The 24,945-nt window shown below is 38.6% G+C and carries 27 protein-coding genes; 19 read left to right on the forward strand and 8 right to left on the reverse strand.

Annotated features, from left to right (window positions below; translation table 11 throughout):
* Positions 1–28: 28 nt before the first annotated feature.
* Entirely contained in the window at positions 29–664 is a 636-nt protein-coding gene (locus KBP46_RS03740; RefSeq protein ID WP_216444662.1) for a hypothetical protein, read from the forward strand.
* Positions 665–702: 38 nt separating this feature from the next.
* On the opposite strand, the gene KBP46_RS03745 is transcribed toward KBP46_RS03740, so the two are convergent.
* A complete protein-coding gene (locus tag KBP46_RS03745; RefSeq protein WP_034694405.1) occupies positions 703–1,071 on the reverse strand; it encodes a hypothetical protein in 369 nt (122 codons plus the stop codon).
* A 385-nt stretch (positions 1,072–1,456) separates the two neighbouring features.
* Between KBP46_RS03745 and KBP46_RS03750 the strand changes: the two genes are divergently transcribed.
* On the forward strand, positions 1,457–2,140 hold the full coding sequence (locus KBP46_RS03750) for a hypothetical protein (protein ID WP_062669796.1): 684 nt from the start codon (positions 1,457–1,459) through the stop codon (positions 2,138–2,140).
* 93 nt (positions 2,141–2,233) lie between these two features.
* Here KBP46_RS03750 and KBP46_RS03755 read toward each other — a convergent pair whose 3' ends face one another.
* Together KBP46_RS03755 and arr are read right to left on the reverse strand one after the other, a co-directional pair.
* Positions 2,234–2,419, reverse strand: coding sequence for a hypothetical protein (locus KBP46_RS03755; RefSeq protein WP_062669797.1), 186 nt, complete (start codon positions 2,417–2,419; stop codon positions 2,234–2,236).
* Between the two features lie 207 nt (positions 2,420–2,626).
* Complete coding sequence (gene arr, locus KBP46_RS24095) at positions 2,627–3,040, reverse strand: NAD(+)--rifampin ADP-ribosyltransferase (RefSeq protein ID WP_367397897.1); 414 nt, start codon at positions 3,038–3,040, stop codon at positions 2,627–2,629.
* Between the two features lie 1,406 nt (positions 3,041–4,446).
* Here arr and KBP46_RS03765 point away from each other — a divergent pair.
* The 16 genes from KBP46_RS03765 (at position 4,447) to KBP46_RS03840 (ending at position 19,791) form a co-directional block, all read left to right on the forward strand.
* Positions 4,447–5,454: a LacI family DNA-binding transcriptional regulator gene (locus tag KBP46_RS03765; protein ID WP_123278270.1), complete on the forward strand. Its 1,008-nt coding sequence runs from the start codon at positions 4,447–4,449 to the stop codon at positions 5,452–5,454.
* 52 nt (positions 5,455–5,506) lie between these two features.
* Positions 5,507–6,421: a carbohydrate kinase gene (locus KBP46_RS03770; RefSeq protein WP_216444664.1), complete on the forward strand. Its 915-nt coding sequence runs from the start codon at positions 5,507–5,509 to the stop codon at positions 6,419–6,421.
* An 11-nt stretch (positions 6,422–6,432) separates the two neighbouring features.
* Positions 6,433–7,677: a sugar MFS transporter gene (locus tag KBP46_RS03775; protein ID WP_062669803.1), complete on the forward strand. Its 1,245-nt coding sequence runs from the start codon at positions 6,433–6,435 to the stop codon at positions 7,675–7,677.
* 5 nt (positions 7,678–7,682) lie between these two features.
* Positions 7,683–9,092, forward strand: coding sequence for a carbohydrate porin (locus tag KBP46_RS03780; protein ID WP_216444665.1), 1,410 nt, complete (start codon positions 7,683–7,685; stop codon positions 9,090–9,092).
* Between the two features lie 17 nt (positions 9,093–9,109).
* A complete protein-coding gene (locus tag KBP46_RS03785; protein WP_216444666.1) occupies positions 9,110–9,949 on the forward strand; it encodes a sugar phosphate isomerase/epimerase in 840 nt (279 codons plus the stop codon).
* Between the two features lie 164 nt (positions 9,950–10,113).
* Entirely contained in the window at positions 10,114–10,587 is a 474-nt protein-coding gene (locus tag KBP46_RS03790; RefSeq protein WP_002978775.1) for a Dps family protein, read from the forward strand.
* A 54-nt stretch (positions 10,588–10,641) separates the two neighbouring features.
* Entirely contained in the window at positions 10,642–11,337 is a 696-nt protein-coding gene (locus tag KBP46_RS03795; protein ID WP_002978774.1) for a LytTR family DNA-binding domain-containing protein, read from the forward strand.
* A 110-nt stretch (positions 11,338–11,447) separates the two neighbouring features.
* Positions 11,448–13,655, forward strand: a complete 2,208-nt coding sequence (locus tag KBP46_RS03800) for a hybrid sensor histidine kinase/response regulator (RefSeq protein WP_216444667.1) — start codon at positions 11,448–11,450, stop codon at positions 13,653–13,655.
* A gap of 12 nt (positions 13,656–13,667) precedes the next feature.
* A complete protein-coding gene (locus KBP46_RS03805) occupies positions 13,668–14,726 on the forward strand; it encodes an NADH:flavin oxidoreductase/NADH oxidase (RefSeq protein WP_216444668.1) in 1,059 nt (352 codons plus the stop codon).
* Positions 14,727–14,748: 22 nt separating this feature from the next.
* Positions 14,749–15,300 (forward strand): antibiotic biosynthesis monooxygenase, encoded by a 552-nt coding sequence (locus tag KBP46_RS03810; RefSeq protein WP_062671539.1) that lies wholly within the window; start codon positions 14,749–14,751, stop codon positions 15,298–15,300.
* 199 nt (positions 15,301–15,499) lie between these two features.
* On the forward strand, positions 15,500–16,057 hold the full coding sequence (locus KBP46_RS03815) for a hypothetical protein (RefSeq protein WP_216444669.1): 558 nt from the start codon (positions 15,500–15,502) through the stop codon (positions 16,055–16,057).
* A 131-nt stretch (positions 16,058–16,188) separates the two neighbouring features.
* The gene (locus tag KBP46_RS03820; protein WP_216444670.1) at positions 16,189–17,235 is read left to right on the forward strand and encodes a cupin domain-containing protein; all 1,047 of its coding nucleotides are present in this window, start codon (positions 16,189–16,191) and stop codon (positions 17,233–17,235) included.
* Positions 17,236–17,240: 5 nt separating this feature from the next.
* Positions 17,241–17,933, forward strand: a complete 693-nt coding sequence (locus tag KBP46_RS03825) for a YoaK family protein (RefSeq protein WP_216444671.1) — start codon at positions 17,241–17,243, stop codon at positions 17,931–17,933.
* A 4-nt stretch (positions 17,934–17,937) separates the two neighbouring features.
* The gene (locus tag KBP46_RS03830) at positions 17,938–18,399 is read left to right on the forward strand and encodes a redoxin domain-containing protein (RefSeq protein ID WP_216444672.1); all 462 of its coding nucleotides are present in this window, start codon (positions 17,938–17,940) and stop codon (positions 18,397–18,399) included.
* 2 nt (positions 18,400–18,401) lie between these two features.
* Positions 18,402–18,920, forward strand: a complete 519-nt coding sequence (locus tag KBP46_RS03835) for a thioredoxin domain-containing protein (RefSeq protein ID WP_216444673.1) — start codon at positions 18,402–18,404, stop codon at positions 18,918–18,920.
* Between the two features lie 49 nt (positions 18,921–18,969).
* Positions 18,970–19,791: an alpha/beta fold hydrolase gene (locus tag KBP46_RS03840; protein WP_216444674.1), complete on the forward strand. Its 822-nt coding sequence runs from the start codon at positions 18,970–18,972 to the stop codon at positions 19,789–19,791.
* A gap of 117 nt (positions 19,792–19,908) precedes the next feature.
* Here KBP46_RS03840 and KBP46_RS03845 read toward each other — a convergent pair whose 3' ends face one another.
* The 4 genes from KBP46_RS03845 to KBP46_RS03855 all read right to left on the reverse strand — a co-directional run bounded on the left by KBP46_RS03845 (position 19,909) and on the right by KBP46_RS03855 (position 22,010).
* Positions 19,909–20,115 carry a hypothetical protein gene (locus KBP46_RS03845; RefSeq protein WP_062669825.1) on the reverse strand — a complete coding sequence of 69 codons (207 nt, stop codon included), beginning with the start codon at positions 20,113–20,115 and terminating at the stop codon, positions 19,909–19,911.
* Between the two features lie 46 nt (positions 20,116–20,161).
* Positions 20,162–20,407 carry an HAD family hydrolase gene (locus KBP46_RS23470; RefSeq protein ID WP_253297188.1) on the reverse strand — a complete coding sequence of 82 codons (246 nt, stop codon included), beginning with the start codon at positions 20,405–20,407 and terminating at the stop codon, positions 20,162–20,164.
* A 29-nt stretch (positions 20,408–20,436) separates the two neighbouring features.
* Positions 20,437–20,961: an HAD family hydrolase gene (locus KBP46_RS03850; protein WP_253297189.1), complete on the reverse strand. Its 525-nt coding sequence runs from the start codon at positions 20,959–20,961 to the stop codon at positions 20,437–20,439.
* A 176-nt stretch (positions 20,962–21,137) separates the two neighbouring features.
* Positions 21,138–22,010, reverse strand: coding sequence for an AraC family transcriptional regulator (locus tag KBP46_RS03855; protein ID WP_062669828.1), 873 nt, complete (start codon positions 22,008–22,010; stop codon positions 21,138–21,140).
* Between the two features lie 156 nt (positions 22,011–22,166).
* Here KBP46_RS03855 and KBP46_RS03860 point away from each other — a divergent pair, with 156 nt between their 5' ends.
* Positions 22,167–22,763, forward strand: coding sequence for a hypothetical protein (locus KBP46_RS03860; protein WP_216444675.1), 597 nt, complete (start codon positions 22,167–22,169; stop codon positions 22,761–22,763).
* Positions 22,764–22,885: 122 nt separating this feature from the next.
* Here the strand turns inward: KBP46_RS03860 and KBP46_RS03865 are convergent, their stop codons facing one another.
* The gene (locus tag KBP46_RS03865; protein ID WP_216444676.1) at positions 22,886–24,919 is read right to left on the reverse strand and encodes an alpha-glucuronidase; all 2,034 of its coding nucleotides are present in this window, start codon (positions 24,917–24,919) and stop codon (positions 22,886–22,888) included.
* Between the last annotated feature and the right edge of the window lie 26 nt (positions 24,920–24,945).

Here is a 24,945-nt window from a genome sequence, read left to right on the forward strand (position 1 = left end):
TGGTATATTTGATTTCTATTTTAAAGATATGGCAACCTATGAAAGTGTAATCAAGATCACAGGAGCAGTAGGCGATCTGGTATTTTATACTCTGAATGGCAAAAATGTGGTTCGGAAGAAAAGCGGGTTTAATAAAGCTGCGTTTAAAAAGAATCCATCCTATGAGAAAGTAAGACAGAACAGTTCTGAATTCGGACACTGTTCCAAAATGGGGAAAATGATCCGGAAAAGTCTGGAAGTATATATTAAAGAAACAGGTGATCCTCTACTCTACCAGAAATTTGCAAAGGTGATGACTGCTATCAAAGATTTAGATAACACTTCTGAAAGAGGAAAAAGAACAGTTGAAAACGGCTTAAAGACTGAAGAAGGAAGAAAACTCCTGAGAGATTTTCAATGGGGAACGGTCAGGAAGGTTTCAGATTGTGTAAGAATGGAAGATCAGGTTCTGTATAAAAATGACCATTGTACATCAGAATATACCGTGATTATGACGATGAAATTAGATTCTGAAAATTATAATATAGAAAGCAATGAAGAAATAATCAGCTGGAACACACAACAGAATCCATCTTTTAAAAAGTATTTTTCTGAGGATGGTCTTCTCTATTTTATAGCATTAAAGGATGAAAATGATAAAATTACCCATATGGGATTTGTTTAAATAAAAAAGTCTGCAGTATATTCTGCAGACTTCTTGTTTTATTTCTTTTCTCCTTTCCAGCTTCCTGATACGGCAGGTGTTGGAAGTGAGTTGGACCAGTTTCCGTTTCCTTTTTTTTCTGTGGTTAACGTTCCTTTGAAATCTCCTTGTGAAGGAAGCCCCACTCTGGCGTTAAGATCTCCTGTCTCACTTAAATTTCCGGTAATGCTGTAGTTTTCATTATTAACATCAGAATGCATTGTTCCTACCACTTTACCACTTTCATCTACCACAAAGTTCCAAACTCCTTTGTCTGCTCCTTCATAAGAACCAGACCATGTTCCTACATAATCATAAATAGTATCATCATCAGAGCTGCAACCGATAAATAAAAACGCCGTTAATAAAAGTAAAAAAAGTTTCTTCATAGTTTCAGTAGTTTTATAACCTAAAATCCTGTTATTCTTCTGTACTTTCCTTCTAGAGACCCAGTCAGAGAGAATATTGCTTAATATTTATTATTTTTTTGTTTCGTGCAAATCTACTAATTTTTTCATTCAAATTATCTGAATTTTAATTAGCACCCAATATGTTTATTAAAAAACGACATATTTCGGCTAAAATACAAATATTTTTCAAACAAATAGAGTGTCTATAAATTTTGAGTTATTTTAAAATTTATACGTTAAACTTAATATTAATATGTTTAATATCCATTTACAATTAGTTTATATTAGATTTCATGCCGTTTGCATTCTATTTTAAAGATATTTCTTACCTTAGTGAAAAATTTAACCTTTTTCAAAAAATAACATGAAAACAAAAACATTATTTTTGGCAGCACTTGCTATTTGTGGAAGTTCAACAGCGCAGGTTGGGATCAATACCGCCACTCCAAGTCATACTTTGGATGTGAATGGTCTGGTAAGAGTAAGAGGACTTTCAAATGCTGAAAAAAAGATTGTTGCGGCAGATGCACAAGGAGTTTTAACGCTTATTTCTCCAGAAGAAATTTTTGCGCCAAAGGCTATACTGAACACATCTACCTCTTCCAGTGAACAAAGATCGACTGTATACGAAGGAAAATGCTTCCAACCTGGCGACAATGCTTCTTCCTGTACCGTTTCTGTAAACCATTACTCTTCCTGTGCGGGATTCAGTAATCCTGTTGACACTCAAATTATTGTAGGGCAGGGAATTAATACAGGAAACGGACAATTTCTAGGAACATGGACAGCCCGATATGTTGATAATAAAGGGTTTGCCAATGCAACTGCTGTGGCTAATCAGACAGCACCTGACTATCCCAGAATCTCTTATCCAAGTACCAATACAGTGAACTATTTAGGAAGTGGAAACTTTGCGGGTCAATGTAATACAGATTTGGTTACTACCATCAATCAGGCCACCGGAGATATAAAAGTAGAGTCTGTAAAGCGAAGCATGTACGCACACCTTGTGTACCTTATTAATATTGCCCGCTCCAGATCTTTATAATAGTTGATATTTGATTTCAAAAAGGCAGCCACAATATTTTCATTGTGGCTGTTTTTGTTAAATGAAAAAACCCTCTGAAAAGAGGGCTTTGATTTATCTTGGAAAAGGAAGCGTTACCGGATAGCAACCACAAAGACAGTCCCATTGATCAAAATCTTCTGAACAAACACCAATAGCTTCACATCTCCATAAAGCACCTGGAGGACATTGTGGAACATTAGGTCCTGCTCCTTTAACTGTTTTTAATTCTTCTCTCGAGATTTTCTTTAAATTTTTCATGGTTTAAAATGTTTTAGTTCATTTCAAATATAAGAATATTCATTAAACGGTAATTTAATTTGTGAAAAATTTAACTTTTCAAACAAAAAGCCTCTAAAAAGAGGCTAAAAACTATTATTGAATGAATGAAAAACTTATCCCAAATGTATGAAATATCCATCCCGGCTTTTATGAGTACAGTCATAAATCAGCTTTTTTCCATAATTCCTAATTAATAATTTCTCCTTGACTGTTGTCCAGTTTTTCACGGAATTTCTGAAGATCTTCCGGACTGGGCCTACTCCACTCTGTAATTTCTCCGATAATTTTCAAAGGCATTTCGGAGCGATAAGATCGGGTTGGATTTCCCGGAAACTTCTTATCTGTTACATTGGGATCATTTTCGAAATTCCCTGTGGGTTCTACAATATAAACACGCTCTGCTCCATCACCTTTTGCCAGTGCAGCAGCAAGCCCTGCTCCATTGATTAAAGCAGTGAAATAAATATGATTCATTTTGAATTCTGATTTGTAGTTAGAATTTCCTCCCGCTGTCAACAGTTCTCCGATCTGTAAGTCGACTTTTGTTCCGTGGTAAAAAGGACCTTTATCAGACGGATGTTTTTGAAGTAACTCTGACAATTCGGCATTGTTTTTTGATTTTTCATGATCTCCTAACTCATTATAGCATCTGGAAATATTCAGGTAAAGAGAAGGTAATGCACTTTTAACAGTATCATCATTTATTTTTAAGGCAAACTTTAAGGAAGTTTCAAACCATTTCAGCTGATCAGCGGTGGTTTTCTGGTGATGTGACAGATAATAAGCTGCCAGAAACTTTTCATGATCGTCTGATGCATCTTCCCAGGCTTTTAAAAATAATTGAGCTGCTTCTTCAGGCATTCCCTTGTCTTCAAAGCTCATCCCTTGCAGACAAAGCTTGATCACAGGATTAAAAGGAGAAAATTCCATGTTTTATTTTTTTTCCAAATCTAGTTTATTCTATTGGAATTCTTTATTTAAAAATGTATAGTTGGAAAATTGAGAAAATAAAAGATCCTTTTTGTAGTTTAAACACATGCCTAAGAACAGGAATAATATGAGAATGCCTAGTATAAGTTTACCTAGAATCTTTGAGATGGATGTGACTAGAAGTTTCCTGCAAATATAACAAAAAAGCCCTCTCAAAGAGAAGGCTTCTGCTATATAAAAGTTTTTATTAAGATCCTATTGGAACGCAAGAGCAAACACAATCATAAATACCCTGGTCTGGATCACAAACATAGATCGATTCGCATTTAAGATAGTATTTTGCAGGACATGTAATTGGAGTCCCTGCTCCCTGAACATTTTTCATTTGATCTCTTGTAATTTTCTTTAGATTTTTCATAGTTATTTATTAATGTATTAGTTTTTAGTACCTTCAAATATAACTAAATAAAATTAATCACAAAACAATTGAAAATTTTTCTTTACGATTCTTTATCAATAAGAAATAGGCCTTGCTGATCCAAAGTTAAAATCTTTCTTCTGTGTTAACCGTTATTGTTTTTGATAAAGATTAATACAATTACCAAAAAAGCTGAATATATAAAAAACCTTTATAAAAAGGGCTTTATTGTCGTGGATAATACCAGACTAGAACTCCCTATTGTAAACCTGCATTTAAAAGATTTTAATTAACCCGAAATACAAATCGCCACGATTTCTTGAGAAACAGTAAATCTAAATTATATAGCCGGAAATTACTTTCCAATCCTATTAAATATTTTTAATTTTAAGTCTTAACTGGCCAGGCAGAAATGAAAATTATATACAATTTTTGAAATTCATAGAATAAACGTTTAACCAAAATTAATAATTACCATAAGATAATTTAACAAATGGTTAATATTACAACAGTCAACAAAATGTAAACAATTGTAAATCAATGTTTTAATCAGAATGATAAAATTTGCCAAATTACACTATTTTTTTTAACTACCAAATAAATTACACTATTGTTTTTTACTATTTTATGAAATATTTTTGCCCATTAAAAAAATAAAATGAAAAGGTCTTCTATAAAAGATATTGCTAAACTGGCAGGAGTTTCCGTAGCCACAGTATCTTATGTTCTCAACAGAAAGGAAGGGCAACGTATCAGCGAGGAGACCCGTAAAAAAATTTTTGAAATTGCTGAAACGATTAACTATACTCCCAATAAGATTGCAAAAAGTCTTAAAACGAATAAGACCAAGCTGCTGGGGCTCATCGTTGCAGACATTTCCAATGACTTCTATTCTCATATAGCAAGGAATCTGGAAGATAAAGCTTTACAATTAGGTTATACCCTGATTATTGGTAGTTCTGACGAAAATGCAGAAAAATTTGAAAAACTTACCCAGCTTTTTTCACAACAGCAGGTAGATGGAATGATCGTTGCTCCTGTAGCAGGATCAGAAAAGACGCTTGAAAACCTTATTCAGCTTAAATATCCTGTTGTAACGATCGACAGGTATCTTAAAGGTGTTTCTGTTCCGGGAATTACCATTGATAATCAGGAGATAGCCGAGAGAACAACCAGCCTGCTTCTTAATAAGGGTTTTGATAAAATGATCTACATTGGTTACGAAACTGAACTTCCGCATCTGCTGGACCGACAGCATGGTTTTGAAAAGGCAATAAGCTCTTCCAGCAAAACAGCTGATATACAATATCTTCTGGTGGGATTAGAAAATATAGCACAAGAGGTACGTGCTCAGCTTGAAAATAACCTGGGAAAACAACCTGAAAATACCGCGTTATATTTTTCCAGTAATAAGCTTGCGGTAGCAGGACTTTCCTATCTCGTTAAAAACGATATAAAAGTTCCGGAACAGGTCTCTGTAATCGCATTTGATGAAACCGATGCTTATGACCTCTTCCCTACGGAAATCACCTACATCCAACAGCCGATTGAAGAAATGGCAGAAGAAGCAATTAAGCTTCTGGACGGGCAAATCAATGATTATACAGCTACCGGAAAGAGAATAACATTATCCGCAAAGCTGGTTGCTAAAGCCTCTTTAAAATAATTAATCTGATATAAAACATTTTTTAAACAATAACTTAAACGTTTAACCTAATATGATAACAAATAAATCAAACTATGTGGTGTGCTTCGGAGAAGTTCTGTGGGACATCTTCCCTACCGGTTCCAGAGCTGGTGGTGCGCCATTTAACGTTGCCTACAATCTTTTCAAAATGGGAATCGATACCAAAATGCTAAGCCGTATAGGAAATGATGATTTAGGACATCGACTTCTTAATCAGATCCAGGATTGGGGAATAACAACAGATTTCATACAGATCGACCAGGAAAAGGCCACAGGAACTGTCATTGCCGATTTTGATGAGCATGGAGAGGCTGCATATGACATTGTGCAGGATATTGCCTGGGATTATATTCAGCCACTGCCGGAGCATAAGGAACTGATACAAAATTCAGAAGCATTTGTTTTTGGAAGTCTGATCACAAGAAGTGAAGCATCTCAGAATACTCTGCTGGAACTTTTAGAATATTCAAAATTCAAAGTTTTTGATGTTAACTTCCGACCTCCTTTTATTGATTTTGAATTCATTAAAAAATTATTGCATAAAGCTGATCTTGTTAAAATGAATAAGGCAGAACTCAGAACCATTCTTGAATATCTAGGTGAAGAGTATATTGACGAAGATACAAGCATCAGACATCTCCAGGCTTATTTTAATTTAAATGAAATTGTCCTTACAAAAGGAAGTAAAGGTGCCAGATACTTTGTGGGGAATATTGCGTATGATTTCCCGGCAGTTCATATTGAAATTGCAGATACTGTGGGCAGTGGAGATTCTTTTCTGGCCGGGTTCCTGTCTAAAAGAATTCAGCGAAGATCTCCGGAAGAGATCATGAAACAGGCCACATCACTGGGTGCTTTTATCACTTCGAAATCGGGGGCATGCCCTGATTACACCTATGAAGAATTCAAGGCATTCAGAGAAAAAAACAGCTGTAAAACCTCTTAAAAACATACGATATGAATACTCCAAAATTTACAGATAAGAAATATTACATCATCCTGTCATTTGTTACGTCCTTATTCTTCTTCTGGGCCATTGCGCTTACCATGGGTGATGTACTGAATAAGCATTTTCAGAATGTCCTCCATATTTCGAAATCCAAATCTGGCTTGGTACAGCTTTCCATCTTCGGGGCTTATGCACTCATGGGGATTCCGGCGGGCCTTTTTATGAAAAGATTTGGTTATAAATTAGGCGTTATACTAGGGCTTTCGCTTTTCGCACTGGGAGCCTTTCTGTTTATTCCAGCGGCCGACACTTCCTCATTTAATTTTTTCAGACTAGCTCTTTTTGTCCTTGCGATGGGGATGGCAACCCTTGAAACAGTAGCCCATCCTTTTGTAGCAGCTCTTGGTGATGAAAGAACGAGTGATCAGAGGGTTAATTTTGCACAGTCTTTTAATGGATTGGGAGCCATTATCGGTCCTTTGTTGGGAGGATATTTCATTTTCGGGACGCCTAATTCAGGATCAGGATCCCTGGATTCAGTTAAAAATCTTTATACATGGATTGGGATTGTCATTCTTGTGATTACCATAATTTTCAGCTTTATCAGAGTACCGGACCTTAAAGACCCTCATGCTGAAGATATCATCACTTCAGACAATGAAAAAGGAGAAGACCAGTCTGTATCAGATCCGCACGCACCGCTCTACAAGCAGAGACATTTTATATTTGCCGTTATTGCCCAGTTTTTTAATATTGCCGCACAGGGCGGGACATGGGCCTATTTTATCAATTACGGGGTAGAAAAAATGCACCTTCCGGAGATACAGGCTTCCTATTATTTTTCTTTAAGTATGGCGATGATGATGATCGGAAGATTTATCGGGACTTTCCTGATGAGATTCATTGCTCCCAACAAACTGCTGGCTATTTTTACCGCATGTAACATCATTCTGTGCCTTATTATTTCCCAAAGTTTCGGATGGGTATCATTTATAAGCCTTATTTTGCTCAACCTGTTCCTGAGTGTAATGTATCCTACTATTTTCAGTCTTGGACTTAAAAGATTAGGGTCAAAAGTTCAGCAGGCTTCCTCATTTCTGGTTATGGCGATGTTTGGAGGTGCTGTTTTCCCTCCGATTATGGGTAGAATTGCAGAAAAAGACATTGCCCATGCCTACCTCCTTCCTATTCTCTGTTATGTCGTTATTTTATTATTTGCATTAAAATTCTACAAGCCCAAAACACTTAAATAATCCCTATGAAAACAAAGCTTTTATTAGCCTGGTGCATTTTACTTATATGCGCCGGAAGGGGAATCAATGCCCAGATCACAATAACCAACAAAAAATTTTCCTTTGGGACAACAGGAAGAATCGGAGCTGGTTATTCTCCAAATGCCGATGGAAAAACAGGAAGACAGCTGAATCTGAACAATCAAGGATCCTTAGGTGGCAGAATGGATCAGGGAGATTACGTAGATTTCTTACCAGCCTTCCATTTTAGCCCGGTGGTAAACGGTGACAGTACCAAAAGTACAAAGATCGATATGCAGGCAAGACTGAGCTTTTATTCAGGAGGAACTTTTCTGGGAAATGTAGATTCAAAATCCAATCAGGGGATGATTATTGCCTTGCCGGAAGCCTTTGTTGAGGCCAGAAATATTATGGGAAGTGACTGGGATGTCTGGGCGGGATCAAGATGGCTGAGATATGATGATATTCATATTGCAGATTATTTTTATTTTGATGACCATTCGGCAACCGGTTGGGGTGTAAGGCACAAAAACACACGATTTTCCATGTTTTTCCCGGCGGCTATTGATACCGCGGCCAGCAACTCCACTCCTTATTCTTACACCAATGTGATCAGCGGATCAAAAAACCTGATCTACAGACAAAGAGAAGTTTTTGTCCTTGAGCAGACGCTGCCATTTAAAAACACAAAACACAAGCTGAAACTGATGGCGGAATTTCATCATGTAGAAAAATCAGGAGAAAATTCTGTAGAGCAATACCCATCGGATCAGGGCTGGGTTTTTGGAGCTAAATTAAATACAGATATTGTAACGACAATTCCGGGTTCATTCAATCAGTTTTCTGTAAGATACGGGACCGGAATTGCCAATGGAGGTGATAATGGTAATACACAGACCTGGAGAACCTACGGAGCTCCTGATGAGGTCACAAAAACGTATAAAGGAGCTTACTCTTTTACGGTTGTTGAACATTTCCTCTGGAATATCTCAAACCGCTGGTCACTTAATCCCTATGCCGTTTTCACCAAAAGTAAAGGAGGATCAACCAGTACTGATAAAGCGATGGACTATTATAACCGTGAAATTTTCAACAAAAAAACAGAGTTTAATACCGGTATAAGAGCGACCTATTATTTCAACAACTGGTTTCATATCCTTTCTGAGTTCCATTATGCCACCCGAAAAAACGGAACGCAGGATGCTGCATCAATGATGAAACTGGTTTTGGCTCCTACTATTGTCCCTACCGCTGAAAGAAGTGTCTGGGCAAGACCGCACATCCGGTTGATTGCAGAAGTTTCAAGATACAATAACCAGGCAATGAGTACGCTATACTCACCATTTTTACAACAGTCCGGGGCAAAAAGATTCGGGACTTATTTCGGAATACGGACAGAATGGTGGATTTTTTAAATTAAATAAAAAAAATAATGAATATAAAATTAGGGGCTTCCCTACTCTCCTGGATTACTCCGTTATGGAATGCAGAATCAGGAAAATATGCAATAGAAAAAACCGCTCAGGCCGGGTTTGATCTGATTGAAATACTGTTGCCGAATTCAATGGACTTTGATGCCGGTACAGTAAAAAAACAATTGAAAGACAATCATCTGGAAGCAGTATGTTCGCTGAATCTTCCCAAAGATGCTCATATTGCGTTTGAGCCTGAAGCTGCGGAAAAGCTTATCAAAAAAGCCATCGATAAAGTATATGAGTTGGAAACCCATCTTCTGGCTGGTGTCCTGCATGGCGGAATCGGTGTTTTTACCGGAAAACCACTCACAGAAAACGAAAAAGAAATCATTGCTGATGTGTGGTGCAATGTGGCGGATTACGCCCAGGCCAAAAGTATAGATATCGCCATAGAACCTATTAACCGCTATGAATCCTATGTCTGCAATACAGCAGAAAATGTACTTGAACTTATTAAGAAAACGGGCCGAAATAATCTCTTCCTTCACCTTGATACCTTCCATATGAATATCGAAGAAAATAATTTTTATGACCCGATTATCAAATCCGGAAAAATACTGAAGCACATTCATGTGACAGAGTCTCACCGGGGAATGCTTGGAGAGGGAACCATCAATTGGGAAGAATTTTTCTCTGCATTGAAAAAAATCAATTTTGAAGGGAATCTGGTTCTTGAAAATTTCAGTTCCTCAATTCCGGAAATGCAGGAAAAGGTTTCATTATGGCAGAAATCACCTTATGATTCTCAAACATTGGCAGAAGGAAGTCTTGCCTTTTTAAAGAAGCATCTCAGCTGATAAAATTATCTGTTATATTATTCTGAAACTTATGGAAAGCGGAGATTGTCCGCTTTTCACCGATTGATTCTGCCCGTTCGCCGAAAATACCGATCGTTTTATAGGATTATGACTGACCTTTACATCAGAAAAAGGCAATAATGCTCAACTAAAATCTTATTATTATGAAAACAAAAATCGGAATTACAGAAAAAAACACAGAAGCTGTTGCAGAACAATTAGCAAAACTATTAGCAGATGAAACACTGCTTTACATCAAAACAAGAAATGCCCACTGGAACGTAACCGGAGATAACTTCCATGCCAATCACATTTTCTTTGAAGAACAATACAAACAACTGGATGAACTTATTGACAGCGTTGCAGAACGCATGCGTAAAATCGGCCATTATGCACCGGCCACGATGAAAATCTATCTGGAACTGACTCATTTAACAGAATACAGTGAAAGAACAAACGATGGTCTGGGATACATGAAGGATTTATTGAGTGATCATGAAAGCATTATCGAATTTCTCCGCGGAAACATCACCCCATTTGCAGAAAAGTATAAAGATTACGGTACCAGCGATTTTATTACAGGTCTGATGGAAACCCATGAAGAAATGGCATGGATGATCCGTTCCTATTTCAGATAACACAAAATAAAAAAGTTATAATTATCTTTGTGTAAACCATAAATAACTATACCTATGAAAGCCTTAATCGTGGATGATAATGATATCGCAAGAACAACATTAGCCCATCTCGCCAAACAGGTTCCGGATCTTTCGATCGTCAGCGAGTTTTCCAATGCTATAGAAGCTTATCATTATCTTCAGTCCAATTCCGTCGATCTGATATTTCTCGATATAGAAATGCCGGAAATGACAGGAATTGAGCTCACGAAAACGCTTTCCGGTAAAGAGACCATCATCATTTTTACCACCTCGAAAAAAGAATATGCACTGGAAGCCTTTGAGCTTAATATTGCAGATTACCTTCTGAAGCCCATTATGCCGGTAAGATTTCTGCAGGCTGTAAGCAAGGCACAGACGATTCTTGAAAGCAGAAAAGAAAATGTGGAAATCACAAGGGATGAGTTTCTTTTTGTAAGGGATTCCAATATTACAAGGCGCCTAAAGCTGGATGATATTTTCTATGCAGAAGCTATGGGTGATTATGTAAAATTTTACACCAAGGAAAAGATGTTTGCCATTCACGGCAAAATGAAAACAGCTGAAGAACGTCTTCCCAAGGATCATTTTATAAGAGTTCACCGTTCCTATATTGTTTCAGTAGGCAAAATTGACACCCTGCAGGACGGTGGTATTATGATCAATGGCAAATTCATTCCTGTGGCAGACGCATACAGAAAAGCTCTCAATACACGAATGAATGTCTTTTAGCCGTTACAGGCAATCAAACATTTAAATTCGGCTTGATTTAAGCCCGTGAACAGTTCCTGGTCCATCTTGACTTTTTACCGGTATTTTATCTTAAAATCAGACCGTTAATTATGAAAAACATATCTTCAGTAATGGATAACAAACGATTCAGCTATTTTATTATCCTGACTTTTATTGCGGGCTCACTCCTATTGATAGCTGTTCAGCTCAATTCTGCAGGAAATACAAAGGCGCTGATTCAGAATAACAATACCTTGCTGAGCGAATTGCGTTCAAGCAATCATTTACGGGAGATTGACCGTGATATTCTGGGAGTGGAAAGCAGAATCAGGGCGTCTATTGCAACGAATGATACTACCCATCTTGAAGGCATTGACCAAAAAATCAGTCAGATTGAAAATTTCCTGGATTCTCTGTCCAAAGACAATGTAAATGCTGAGGAAGAAAAGCTGATTCACAGATTAAGCGTTCTTGCCATGGAAAAGAAAACGACCAAAGATAAACTCCTGCACCGTTATCTTTCTGTTGGAAACATGGACGATAATACCTCCATTGCCAATCCGCGTGCAAGAAAAATTTCTAATGAAATCACCAGCATCACGGCTAAAATATATGAAAGCAGAAAGCTGAATATGGTTGAACTCAGCCAGAAAAGTGAAGAAATGGGGCAAAAAGCAAGATTCTATGATATTTCTTTACTGATCTTACTGATTTTGAGCGGTTCTGTCGTTGGATATCACATTCTCAGACAGTTCAAACGCCAGAGGTTACTTATAAGCGAACTTGATATTGCCGAGAAAAAAGCGTTGGTAGCAGCACAGACCAAAGAAAATTTCCTTGCCAATATGAGCCACGAAATCAGAACTCCTTTAAGCGGAATTCTCGGGTTTACCAATCTGCTGCAAAAACGCCCACTGGATGAAACCTCAGCAGAATTTGTCTCTTCCATACAGCGTTCCGGAGAAAACCTGATGGCGATCATCAATGACATTCTGGATTTATCTAAAATAGAAGCCGGGATGATGCGCATTACCCCTGGAATTTTCAGCATTAACGGTCTCGTTAATTCCGTAGAAACATTTTTTACAGAACGGGCCAAAGAAAAAGGACTTACCATTTCCAGTACGATTGATCCTTCAATTCCTGACACATTGGTGGGAGATGCCACAAGACTGACGCAGATTTTAGTGAACCTGATCGGAAATGCCATAAAATTTACTCATCAGGGAAATATTTCTGTTGAAATCTACAGTAAACAGCAAACAGAGAACGAAGCTGTTCTGGGATTTAAAATTTCAGATACGGGAATAGGAATTGACAAAGAAAAGCTTACTGAAATATTCGAAAGATTCAATCAGGGAGAAGATTCAACGACAAGAAATTACGGTGGAACAGGATTAGGTTTATCCATAGTGAAAAGCCTAATTGTACTGCAAAACGGAAACATCGAAGTAAGCAGTGAACAGGGCAAAGGAACTACATTTCATTTCTATATTCCTTACGGAATTGCTGAGGAACAGCTTACTGTCATTCCAGCTGTTGATCCCCACTATTTTAAAGATAAGTCCAATACGCCCCTTAAAGTATTGGTGGTTGATGATAATGTGATCAATCAAAGCCTGATGAAACACCTGCTCTCCCAGTGGAATATTGATTTTCATATTGCATCGAACGGCCTCGAAGCCGTAAGTTATCTCAAAAGCAATGCATGCGACCTGGTTTTAATGGATATACAGATGCCGCAGATGGACGGCTATGCTGCCACCCAAAAAATACGGGAAGAACTCAGACTGGATATTCCGATCATCGCAATGACCGCCCATGCGCTGGCAGGAGAAAGAGAAAGATGCCTGAGCCGTGGGATGAACGAATATATTCCTAAGCCTGTCAATGAAGAAGAACTGTTTATGCTTATTTCGAAACTCGGGTTTAAAGAAAATAATAAAAACGAAAAGAAAACCGAAAATCCATCATCTGACTATCAGTATATTGATCTCACTTATATGCACACGGTGAGCGGCGGCGATAAAAGCTTCGAACAAATGGTCACTCAACAGTTTATTGAGAATATTCCCAATCATCTACAGAAATTGACAACAGCTTATGAAAACCGGGATTTTTCAGGGATGAAACTGTGGGCTCATGATCTGAAATCCAGCATTGCCATCATGGGATTACATCCTCTGTTAAAGGAAAGACTTGATATTCTTGAAACAGCATCAGCAGAAAATACTGATCAGCAAAAAATACTGGCAGAAGTACAGAACGTTTTGTTGAAAGCTGTTTCTGAAGCTGAAGCATTCTCAAAAACAATTTAAAAATAAGAAAAAATGAATTTATTTTCACCCATACACATTCGCAGTCTTACCTTAAAGAACAGGATTGCACTATCTCCTATGCAGCAATACAGCGCTAAAAACGGAGTTCCCTGCAACTGGCATCTCGTTCACCTTGGAAGCAGGGCTGTTGGCGGTGCAGGATTGATCCTTACCGAATGTACAGCCGTTTCAGAAGAAGGTCTGGCTACATTATCCGATGTAGGAATATGGAACGATGAACAAAAAAATGCCTGGAAAAACATCGTAAATTTTGTGCATGAACAGGATGCTAAAATAGGAATTCAACTATGGCATGCAGGAGGAAAAGGCAGCCTGAAACATCCCAATGAAAGAATGAAACCTCTCACTCCGAAAGAAGGAGGCTGGACGGTAAAATCATCTTCTGCCCAGGAATTCAACGGAGTTTTTGCTGAAGAACTCACCATTGATGAGATTCAGGAACTGAAGACTAAATTCGTTAAAGCAGCCCTTCGTACTCTTGAAGCAGGGTTTGATACCATTGAACTTCATGCGGCACATGGTTACCTGTTCCATCAGTTTTATTCCGCAGTGATCAACAAAAGACAGGATGAATATGGCGGAAGTTTTGAAAACAGGATCCGTTTCCTTGTAGAAACCGTTCAGGAAATCAGGAAAGTTATTCCTGCTGAAATGCCTCTGTTCGTACGAATTTCTTCAGTTGACTATATAGAATCGGAGGAAGCCTGGACTCTGGAAAACAGCATTAAACTTTCAGAGATCCTTAAAGAAAATGGTGTAGATTTCATTACTGCTTCCGGCGGCGGATTTACCAATGTAAGCAAGGATAAGGTATTTCCCGGATATCAGGTTCCTTTTGCAAAAGCGATTAAAGAACAGACCGGGATTTTAACAGGAGCTGTTGGAATGATTACGGAAGCAGAACAGGCTAATGATATTATTGTCAATGGAGATGCAGATCTGGTAATCATTGCCCGGGAACATCTGAGAGATCCTTATTTTGCTATTCATTCTGCCAAGACATTAAGTATTGAAACAGAAATTCCGTGGCAGTATAAAAGAGCGTATTAAATTAACCCATAAAAAATCAGTTATGGAAAATCAGGGTGCTTCAGTAGTCATTACCCATCATATTCTGGATGGAAAACAATCACAGTATGAAAAATGGCTGGACGAAATTATTCCTGTCACCAGGCATTCGGAAGGCTTTATTGATCTTCAGATTGTTCGTCCTATTCCCGATCTGACTTTTGTGTATACCGTCATTATCCGTTTTGATACGATTAATCATCTTAAAAGCTGGATGGAGTCGGATAACCGGAAAAAGCTTATTGAGAAAGCGAATCCACTGTTCAGGAAAAACGACCATTATCAGATCAGATCCGGGCTTGATTTTCTTTTTACGACAGAAAATGAAGGGAATAAAGTTCCGGTACGCTGGAAACAGTTTCTGGCAACCTGGTCTGCCATTTATCCGCTGTCTGTTCTTATTCCTGCTTTGATCATTCCTTTTTTAAGATTTTTATATATTCCACCCAATCATTATTCTGATGGATTCATCAATTCGGGTATCATTGTTTTTCTGATGGTATTTGTCGTCATGCCCAATTATACGAGACTGATCAAAAAATGGCTGTATAAATAACCACATTTAAAAACTATCCTTTATCAATCACTGTAACCTACAGTGATTTTTTTGTTTCAGGAGCGTTCCCTGTTATCGTTTGAACATCATCAGCTTATTCAACGATTGTTTTCGCCTGTTGAGCGAACAGCAGGCAAAATTAAAACAACCGGTTTGTAGCTTTACATCATCAATAACATAAAAATCAAAATCAACAACTATGGAAATCTTACAAACTCCCGAAAACGCACTATCTCATTCAAGCGTAAGTGCCATCATCAATGCCCCCATTGAAAAAGTGAATATCGCAGACTGGCTGCTTAATCTGCCGGATGCCGAATACCAACGCTGCTCTACCCAGCATATCGGAGCTGCTATTTCAGTTACCTTTGATGGTAAGCCGGTATCTTTAAATGTAGAAACCATTGGGGATGCTCTGATGGTTCAGCATTATGTTGCAGATGTTCACCGTCCTGACTATTGCCGCATGCTTTCCATCTCTGATTCAATTACAAAAAACGGACGTACAAAAGTTCAGGTTCTATGGGAGCTGAAAGCGACAAAGATTGATGAAAAGACCTGTCTTTATACCAATGAAATTCATGCGACAGCTACTCCAGAAATGTTTGAATACCTGAAAGAACACGGGATCAACCTTGCAGATGCCGCTGCATCAAGACAGGCTGCTTCAGATGCCCACAATCATGAAGAAACACCAAACTTTGCAAAAAGCATTGAAAATAAAGCACTGACAGGTCAATATAACCAGCCTTTTTAAAAAAGTAGCAACCCTCTATATCCTCAACGACTCATTTTGCCTTTTCACCGAATGACATCAAGAAAAAGTAAAATTCAGAAGTAGCTTTACAATAGCAAAAACAAAGAGCATTAATCACAAAAAATAATACTATGAATCCATCATCATTAAGTTTCAGATACGAATTAGAAAAAAAGGAACCGCGTACCAGTGACGGTGGTACAACAAGAGGTGCTTCCGTAAAAGAATTCCCTGCTTCTGTAGGTATTGCCGGAGTTTCCATGAGATTACAGCCCGGAAGCATGAGAGAGCTTCACTGGCATGCCAATGCTGCAGAATGGGCGTATGTAATTTCAGGAACGGTACGTACAACAATTATACATCCGGACGGACGAAGTTATACTGATAATTTTGAACCCGGTGACGTATGGTATTTCCCGAAAGGCTACGGACATTCCATCCAGGCTACCGGAACAGAGGAATGTCATTTCATTCTGATTTTTGACAATGGTAACTTTTCGGAAGACCATACCTTCAGCGTTACAGATTTTCTGTCAAGTGTGCCACCTGAAATCGTTGCACAGAATTTAGGACTAAGCCTTGAAGAAGTAGCAGAACTTCCACAGAAAGAGGTTTACTTCGCAGCGGGAGTCGTTCCGGATGAACTGTCCGTGAATGCCACAGCCCGTCCCGAGGAATCAGACATTGAACTGACAAGCCTGCACCGCTATCCTCTGCATTCCCAGCAGCCAAGAATCATTCCCGGCGGTGGTCTCCAAAGATTGGTTACGAGTAAGGAATTTCCGATCAGCACCACAATGGCAGGTTCTGTGCTGGAGCTGCAGCCCGGCGCTTTAAGAGAAATGCACTGGCATCCTAATGCAGATGAGTGGCAGTATTTTATATCCGGACAGGCAGAAATGTCGGTATTCCTGGCGGAAGGAGTTTCTGTCACAGAACAGTTCAATGCCGGTGATGTAGGCTATGTACCTATGGGAGCCGGGCACTATATCAAAAATACCGGAGATACCGTCTGTAAGGTATTGATCGGATTTAATAGCGGCACCTATGAATCCATTGATATCAGCGAATGGCTGGCAGGAAACCCTAAAGATGTGGTCATCACCAATTTCGGACTGAAGGAAGGAGAAATAGAGAAATTTCCGGAAAAGAAAGTATTCATCAAACCTGGAAAATAGCGCCTGTGCTTCCGGAAACAAAAATCCTGCTCCCTGACAAGACCGTCAGAACACAGGAGAAACTGGCAGTATTCCTGGCTTTTATCGCAGGATATACAGATGCCACAGGACTGATACAATGGAAAACCTACGTTTCTTTTATGAGCGGCAATACGACCCAGTTAGGTGCGGCAGTTTTCAGTGAAAAATATAGTGTTATCATCAGTTCTGTTATAGTGATCAGCTTTTTTCTGGCAGGAATTTACACAGGAACGTGTCTATCATTATCAAAGAAGTTCAGAAGCACAAAGATGATCTTCTACACAGTTTCCGGAATCATGATCCTTTACAGCATCAGTGATTACTATGAACATATTGCCAATGGAGTGACTATAGCTGTTATCGGTTTCTCAATGGGTCTTATGAACACCATTGTCACTTCGGTAGGTAACCAAAAGATCAATACCGATTTTGTGACAGGTACTTTAAACAGTCTGGCAAGAACAGCTGCTCTGTTTGTCATGAGTAATCAGGTAGACGAGCGGAAGGAATACAAAGTGAATATTTTTCATTTGTTATTCTTATGGGTGGGTTTCCTCTCCGGTGCTTCAGCAGCTCCTTTCCTGCTCTTTTATTTAGGAAACTGGACGCTGATTTTTCCCGCAGCCTTACTGCTCATCTGTACATTCACAATACCAATTCCAACGATTAAAAACTAATCCTATGCTACAAAAAAATACGGTTGCCCCTGATTTTACATTATTTGCAACCCCGGATCAGAAGATTACCTTATCCGAATTCAGAGGACGAAATGTCATTCTTGCATTTTACCCGGCAGACTGGAGCCCGGTGTGCAGTGACCAGATGGCACTATACAACGAAATGCTGAAGTATTTCAAAAAATATGATGCGGAGATTTTCGGAATTTCCGTAGACAGCAAATGGTGCCACCTGGCATTTTCACAATCCAGAAACCTGCACTTTCCACTGCTTGCAGACTTTGAAGCCAAGGGAGAAACAGCCAGGAAATATGGTGTTTACAATGACGAAGAAGGAGAATGCAACAGAGCCCTTTTTGTCATCAATAAAGACGGCATCATCGAATGGAGCTACCTCTCTCCCACCGCCATCAATCCTGGGGCAGACGGAATTTTAGAAGCATTAGAAAACCTTAACACAAAATAATTATGTCACTTAAACCATCAGTCAGCACGGCTGACCACACGCAGGGCAGCTCAGATGCCAGCTTAGTCATTGTAGAATACGGGGATTATCAGTGTCCTTACTGCGGAGCAGCCTATCCGGTTCTTAAAGAGTTACTAAAGGAATTTGGAGATCAGATCAGATTTGTATTCAGAAATTTTCCTCTGTCAGAAATGCATCAGTATGCAAGAACAGCAGCGCTGGCAGCAGAAGCGGCAGCTTTGCAGGGAAAATTCTGGGAAATGCATGATGCTATTTATGAAAACCAGGAATATCTGAATGCTGATCTTCCGTTAAAGCTTGCAGAAAAACTGGGATTAAATATTCCCCAATTCAAAGCTGATATTCATAAGAAGGAATTAGTAGAAAAGATAGATACAGACTTTGAAAGCGGTATCGTCAGCGGAGTGAACGGAACTCCTTCTTTTTTCATTAACGGAAATAAATTCAATGGCGGTGCAGAAGATCTTTTCCAGTTGGTACGTGAAAACACAGCCTATTAATCAGAAAATATTTAAACAAAATCAATTCATAACATTAAAAATAAACAACATGAGCACATTAACATTAAAAGACGGAACAGAAATTTTTTACAAAGATCAGGGAGAAGGACCTGTACTGATGTTTCACCACGGATGGCCTTTATCATCTGATGACTGGGATGCACAGGTAATTTTCTTTTTACAGAGAGGATACAGGGTGGTTACCCACGACAGAAGAGGTCACGGGCGTTCCAGCCAGAATATCTATAATCACACTATTGAACAATACGCTTCTGATGCCGCTGAGCTGGTTGAATTTTTAGATCTGAAAGATGTTGTACACATCGGGCACTCAACAGGTGGTGGTGAAGTAATCCGCTATGTGAATAAATACTCGAATGGAAAAGCTAAGAAAGCGGTTCTGATCAGTGCCATTCCACCGGTAATGGTGAAAAGTGAGAACAATCCTGACGGCGTTCCGATGGAAGTCTTCGACAATATCAGGGAACAGACTATGAATAACAGAAACCAGTTTTATTATGATCTGACTTTTCCTTTCTACGGCTATAACAGAGAAGGAGCGAACGTAAAAGACGGTGTACAGAGAAACTGGTGGAGACAGGGATTAATGGGCGGAATTGTAGCCCATTATGACGGAATTAAAGCCTTTTCGGAAACAGATTTAACCGAAGATTTAAAAGCAGTGGATATTCCTGTCCTGGTGATGCATGGCGAAGATGACCAGATCGTTCCTATTGCCAATGCAGCATTAAAATCAATTAAATTATTAAAGAACGGAAAACTGATCACGTATCCGGGATTCCCTCACGGAATGCCGACTACGGAACATCAAACCATTAATAAAGACCTTTTGGAATTTATCAGATCATAAGTATCAATACTTTTCTAAGCAACAAAGATGAACCTTTCAAGGGTTCATCTTTTTATTATTCAAGACAATAGAACACATTGAAAAACAAAACCTTATAGTTCCACTATTTTTTACTTTTTATTCACCCTTTATTTTTGAAAGGTCAATCCCGAGTTTTGTAAATTCTTCTGTTCCTTTATCTGTAATGTAATATTGCCGTTCGGCAGGATTATCCTTGGCAATCCAGCCCTTCTCTACAAATTGTTCCAGCAGAAGCTGCCCTAATTTTCCTCCAATATGCTCATAGCAGGGTTTGGCGGGTTTTCTTGCGCTTGGTTTGTTCATATCCTTATATTTAATAGTGTTTCTGGTAGTATAGTTTTAGGAAATATCAATTCACATGCAGATAATCTTTAATTGTTTTCAGAACCCCGAAGCTGTCATTGGTACATGCTTCAAAATTAGCGATCTGCTTTACATTGGGATGCGCATTTTTCATGGCGTAAGAGTATTTGGCATTCTTCAGCATTTCTATATCGTTCATATAATCCCCGAAAGCCATTGTATTTTCAGGAGAAATACCCAAAGATTTCTGTAAGATTTTCAGAGCATTCCCTTTATTGATATCCTTATTCATAACATCCAGCCAATGCGCTCCTGAAATAACTACCTCAAGACCGAATTCTTCAAATTTTTAAGAGCCGGATACAGGTGTTTTTCTGAACCATCAGGATGATAGACTGCTATTTTAAAAGCTGTATCATCAATTTTTTCCGTAAGATCATCCGTTTTCATATTTTCGGTATAATACTTTGAGAAAAAATCTACAAACTGCTGATCTTCGGTCTCATAATAAGCCATTTTTTTAGCAGATAATACAGCTTTGGCGCCTGGTATTTCACGAACAGCTTTGATGATTTCCACAATATATTTGTATTCCAGTGTATCGGCAAAAAGCTCCTGATCTTTATAGATAACATACCCTCCGTTCTCAGCAATAAAACCAATCTCACTTTCTATTTCTACGAAGTAATGGGTAATTCCCGGCATCTGTCTTCCGCTTGCGGGTACAAATACAATATTTCTTTTTTTCAGTTCTTTATAAACTTCTGCAAACTCAGGGCTCATTTCATGGCTGGAATTGAGAAACGTCCCATCCATGTCCGTCACAATTAATTTAATCTGTTCCATAATTTTATTTAAAAACAATATTCTGTTTGCAACAGAATCGTCATTTGCTTATTCTTTTCAAAGATATTGATTTATTATTTTTTCTTGCAATGAATGGTGGGAAGGTTTCTTAATATAGCTGCACTTTGTTCCGAAGTAATGTCCCGCTGAGACTTTGCCAGCATTTTCGTATAAAACTATTGGATAAAGTAATTAAATTCTTTCCGGTATTGAGAAGGGCTTTTTTGGATGTAATCTTTAAAAGTCCTGTTAAAATAGCTGAAGTTATTAAACCCTGATTCAAAGCAAACTTCTGTGATACTCAATGGCTGTTCCGCCAGAAGCTTAAGGGCATGGGTAATTCTGTATTCGTTAACAAACTGCGTAAAGGTCTTATTGGTAATTTTTTTAAAATAACGGCAGAAAGACGGCACTTTCATATTGGCAAGATCAGCCATTTCTTCGAGGGTTATAGCTTCTTTAAAATGATCTTTAACGTAATTGAAAATAAGATTGATTCTTTCATTGTCTTCAACCTGCGTCTGAAGGTAATATTTTCCTGCATTTAAAATCCTGTAATCCTGAGTCACAGACAGTTCATCCAAAATTTTCAGAAACCTGCACAGCTTGTCCAGTGAAGAAGTTTCATGCATCTCCGTAATCTCTTTCCCGATTGTTTTCTTCACCTCTTCCCCGAATACGATTCCTGCCTTTGACTTTTCCAGCAGAGCCGAAATCCTTTGCATCTCCGGTATATCCCAAACAGGTTCTCCCAGAAAATCAGGCTTAAACTGGATGACCATTTCATACTCATTATGCGTACTTTCATTGGTCAGTCCACAATGTGGAAGATTGCTTCCTATCAGTACAAGATCTCCTTCTGAAAAATAAGTGATACTGCTTCCGATCTGTCTCTTCCCGGAGCCTTTGCATACAAAAATAAGCTCAACCTCAGGATGGTAATGCCAGACATGAGATTTTATATTCTCATTAGTCAGAAATTTAAGACTGGTAAAACTGCTTCCTATAGTAGGTCTTACCGCCTCAAAAGAAGGATTTACATGTTTCATAGGACAAATACAAATAATTTCATATGCAAAATTAACAAATAATACATTAATATCATTAAACAAGGTTAATATAGTACATCAATATGAAAATTTAATTATAGCGTGAGAATTATTGCTGCAATAGCTTTGCAGTATTAATCCTAAAAGCCTTAACCCATGAGCACATTATTAAAAGCCGTATTTTTTGCAGGAGCCTTATTGTTCTCAGCAAACGTAATGAGTAAGGATAGAGATTTTTCCCTTTCCTTTGGAAATGTACAAGACAAAACCCTGAACTTTGAGCTTTCAAATGCTAAAAGTGTTTCTGTTTTTGTTTATAACACTGCACATGATGAACTATTTTCCGAAAATCTTAAAGATGGAGATCATGTGATGAAGACTTATGATTTTCAAAACTTTACACCGGGAACGTATTATCTGGTAGCAGAATCAGAAGCCAAGATAGAGAAATACAAGATAAAAATTAATGCTGATAATGTAATGGAGGTGGAAAAAACACCTGTAAGCGCTGTGAATAAACCTGAATATACAATTTCCGGGCATATGGCCAAGCTTCACATGTCTGATGTAAAAGGTACTGTAAGCATTTCAGTATATGACCTTTCCAATACAACGTACTATACTTCGAATAAAAAATATGCTGACGGCAAGGTGGATATCACTTTTGATCTTGATCCTAAAACTGCTGATCAGTATATCATCCAGGTAGAAGAAAACGAAAATGTTTTTAATAAAATAATTCCTCTCCGATAAAACGGAATATACAGATAGATTGACCTATCGATCATTCCAATTATTTTGGATTAAAATTTTACTTACAGTTTATTGTTTTGAGGCAGCTCCATTTCCTAACAGAAAAAGAGCTGCCTCATTTTTTAATTGTGATGGCCCATGTTCAGTTTAATCTTTTTCAGATCTTCCAGTTCATGAACAGGACGTTCTGTGTCGTAAGGAATCGGCTTTTTGGAAAAAGTCTGGAAATACAGCAGGCAGGCATCTTTCCACCATACCGCATCCTTAGATTGAATTTTAAGCTTTGACTGAACATCAGCAAATCTCTGTTTATCAATATAAGGTTCCATTCTATCCCAGGTTTTCTGATAATCCCTTACCTTCTTCACCCCGGAATCATAGGTATAGCACAGCTCATCCCACAAAGATTTTCCATCTTTCATTGTATAATCCCACGGAACATGATGAAACCACAGGATAAGATTTTCCGGGCAGGCTGAGATATTCCCGTATCTTTCATTCAGTGGTGTAAAATACTGTGAAACCGCATTACTTCCTGTTTTTGTTCTGTCAAAACCTAACCCTTTAGCATCAGCCTGATGGTAATAGACAGGTGACCAGTCCGGTCTTCCGCCTTTATAATCTCCCCACGGTTCAGGGCCGTAGTGATGGCCTCCTGCAAAGATATGGTGTAATCCTAACGGCATCATATAATCCACAGCAATTTCTCTGGAAGAAAGCATCATTTCTTTTACCGGATTCAGAAAGTTCTGATCGTCTGTGAATGTCATTTTAATCCATTCCTCTGCAATCTGCTGTGAGGTCAGCTGATGATTCCATGCCAATCTCCCGAATGCATACCAGTTGGCCTGAGCAAAATGATGTCCGGTCCAGTTGGTATCTTCCCCTATATTGGCAACGGCTGAAATGGCTGTCAATTTTGCAGGTCTTAAGGTGCCGTCTGTTATTTTAGCAATCGTAGAACCCTGGCCGTCAGAATAGGTGTCGCTATCCAGTGTTTCCTTGAATAATGGAGCCAGAAAAACGAGATGATTTGAAAAGCCCAGATATTCCTGGGTGATCTGAAATTCTACCATTTCAGAAGTTTTTCTTAATGCTCCGAAAAGCGGATTAAAAGCTTCGCGGGGCTGAAAATCAACCGGACCGTTTTTGATCTGAATAATGACATTATCCCTGAATTTACCATCCAGAGGAACAAATTCCATATAAGCCTGTTTGGCTCTGTCGTCTTTGCTCGGACTGTAGACAAATGCTCTCCACATCACGATTCCACTGTAAGGTTTCAGAGCATCAGCCATCATATTGGCTCCGTCTGCATGCGTTCTTCCATAATCCTGAGGGCCAGGCTGTCCTTCGGAATTGGCTTTCACCAAAAACCCGCCGAAATCAGGAATTAATCTGTAAATTTCAGCTGCTTTATCTTTCCACCACTTTTGTACATCTTTATTCAAAGGATCTGAATTTTGTAATCCACCCAGCACTTTAGGTGAAGAAAAATTTACAGAAAGATATACCTTGATGCCATAAGGTCTGAAAATATCGGCCAGAACTTTGACTTTCTTAAGATAGTCTTCCCTAAGCATATTGGGCGATGCGTTCACATTATTTAAAACAACGGAATTAATTCCTATAGAGGCATTAGCTCTCGCGTATTCTTCATAGCGCGGAGAAATTTTACCAGGTAAATCTTCCCATTTCCAAAGTGATCTTCCTGCATATCCTCTTTCAATACTTCCGTCCAGATTATCCCAATGATTCAAAATCCTTACGTCATATGAAGGTTTTTCAATGGTGTTTAAGTGAGACAGGTTGGCCTTTGTCTGCTGTAATCGCAAAATATGATAGACTCCATACAGCAGTCCTATTTCTTTCCCTGCAGAAATAACGATTTTTTCAGACGTGGAAATAATTTTGTAGCCGTCTTTCAGATTTTTCTCCTTGTTTTCTGTACGAAGTTCCACCACCTGCCCCTGCCAGTGGCTGCCCAGCTCTTTTCTGGCAATAATCAGCGTGGGACTGTTCCCTTTGGAAATAATTTTATCTGCCGATATTCCGTTTTTTGCAGGAAACCGAAGCCATAGCTGACTTCCGTCCTCCGCGAAAACCAGCAAAGGAAATATCAGAAAAAATAGAATGTTGAATCTCAGATATCGCATTGAAAAATTTTAAGTTATTAAAGATG

It is taken from the genome of Chryseobacterium sp. PCH239 (assembly GCF_018924625.1).
Classification (GTDB): Bacteria; Bacteroidota; Bacteroidia; order Flavobacteriales; family Weeksellaceae; genus Chryseobacterium; species Chryseobacterium cucumeris.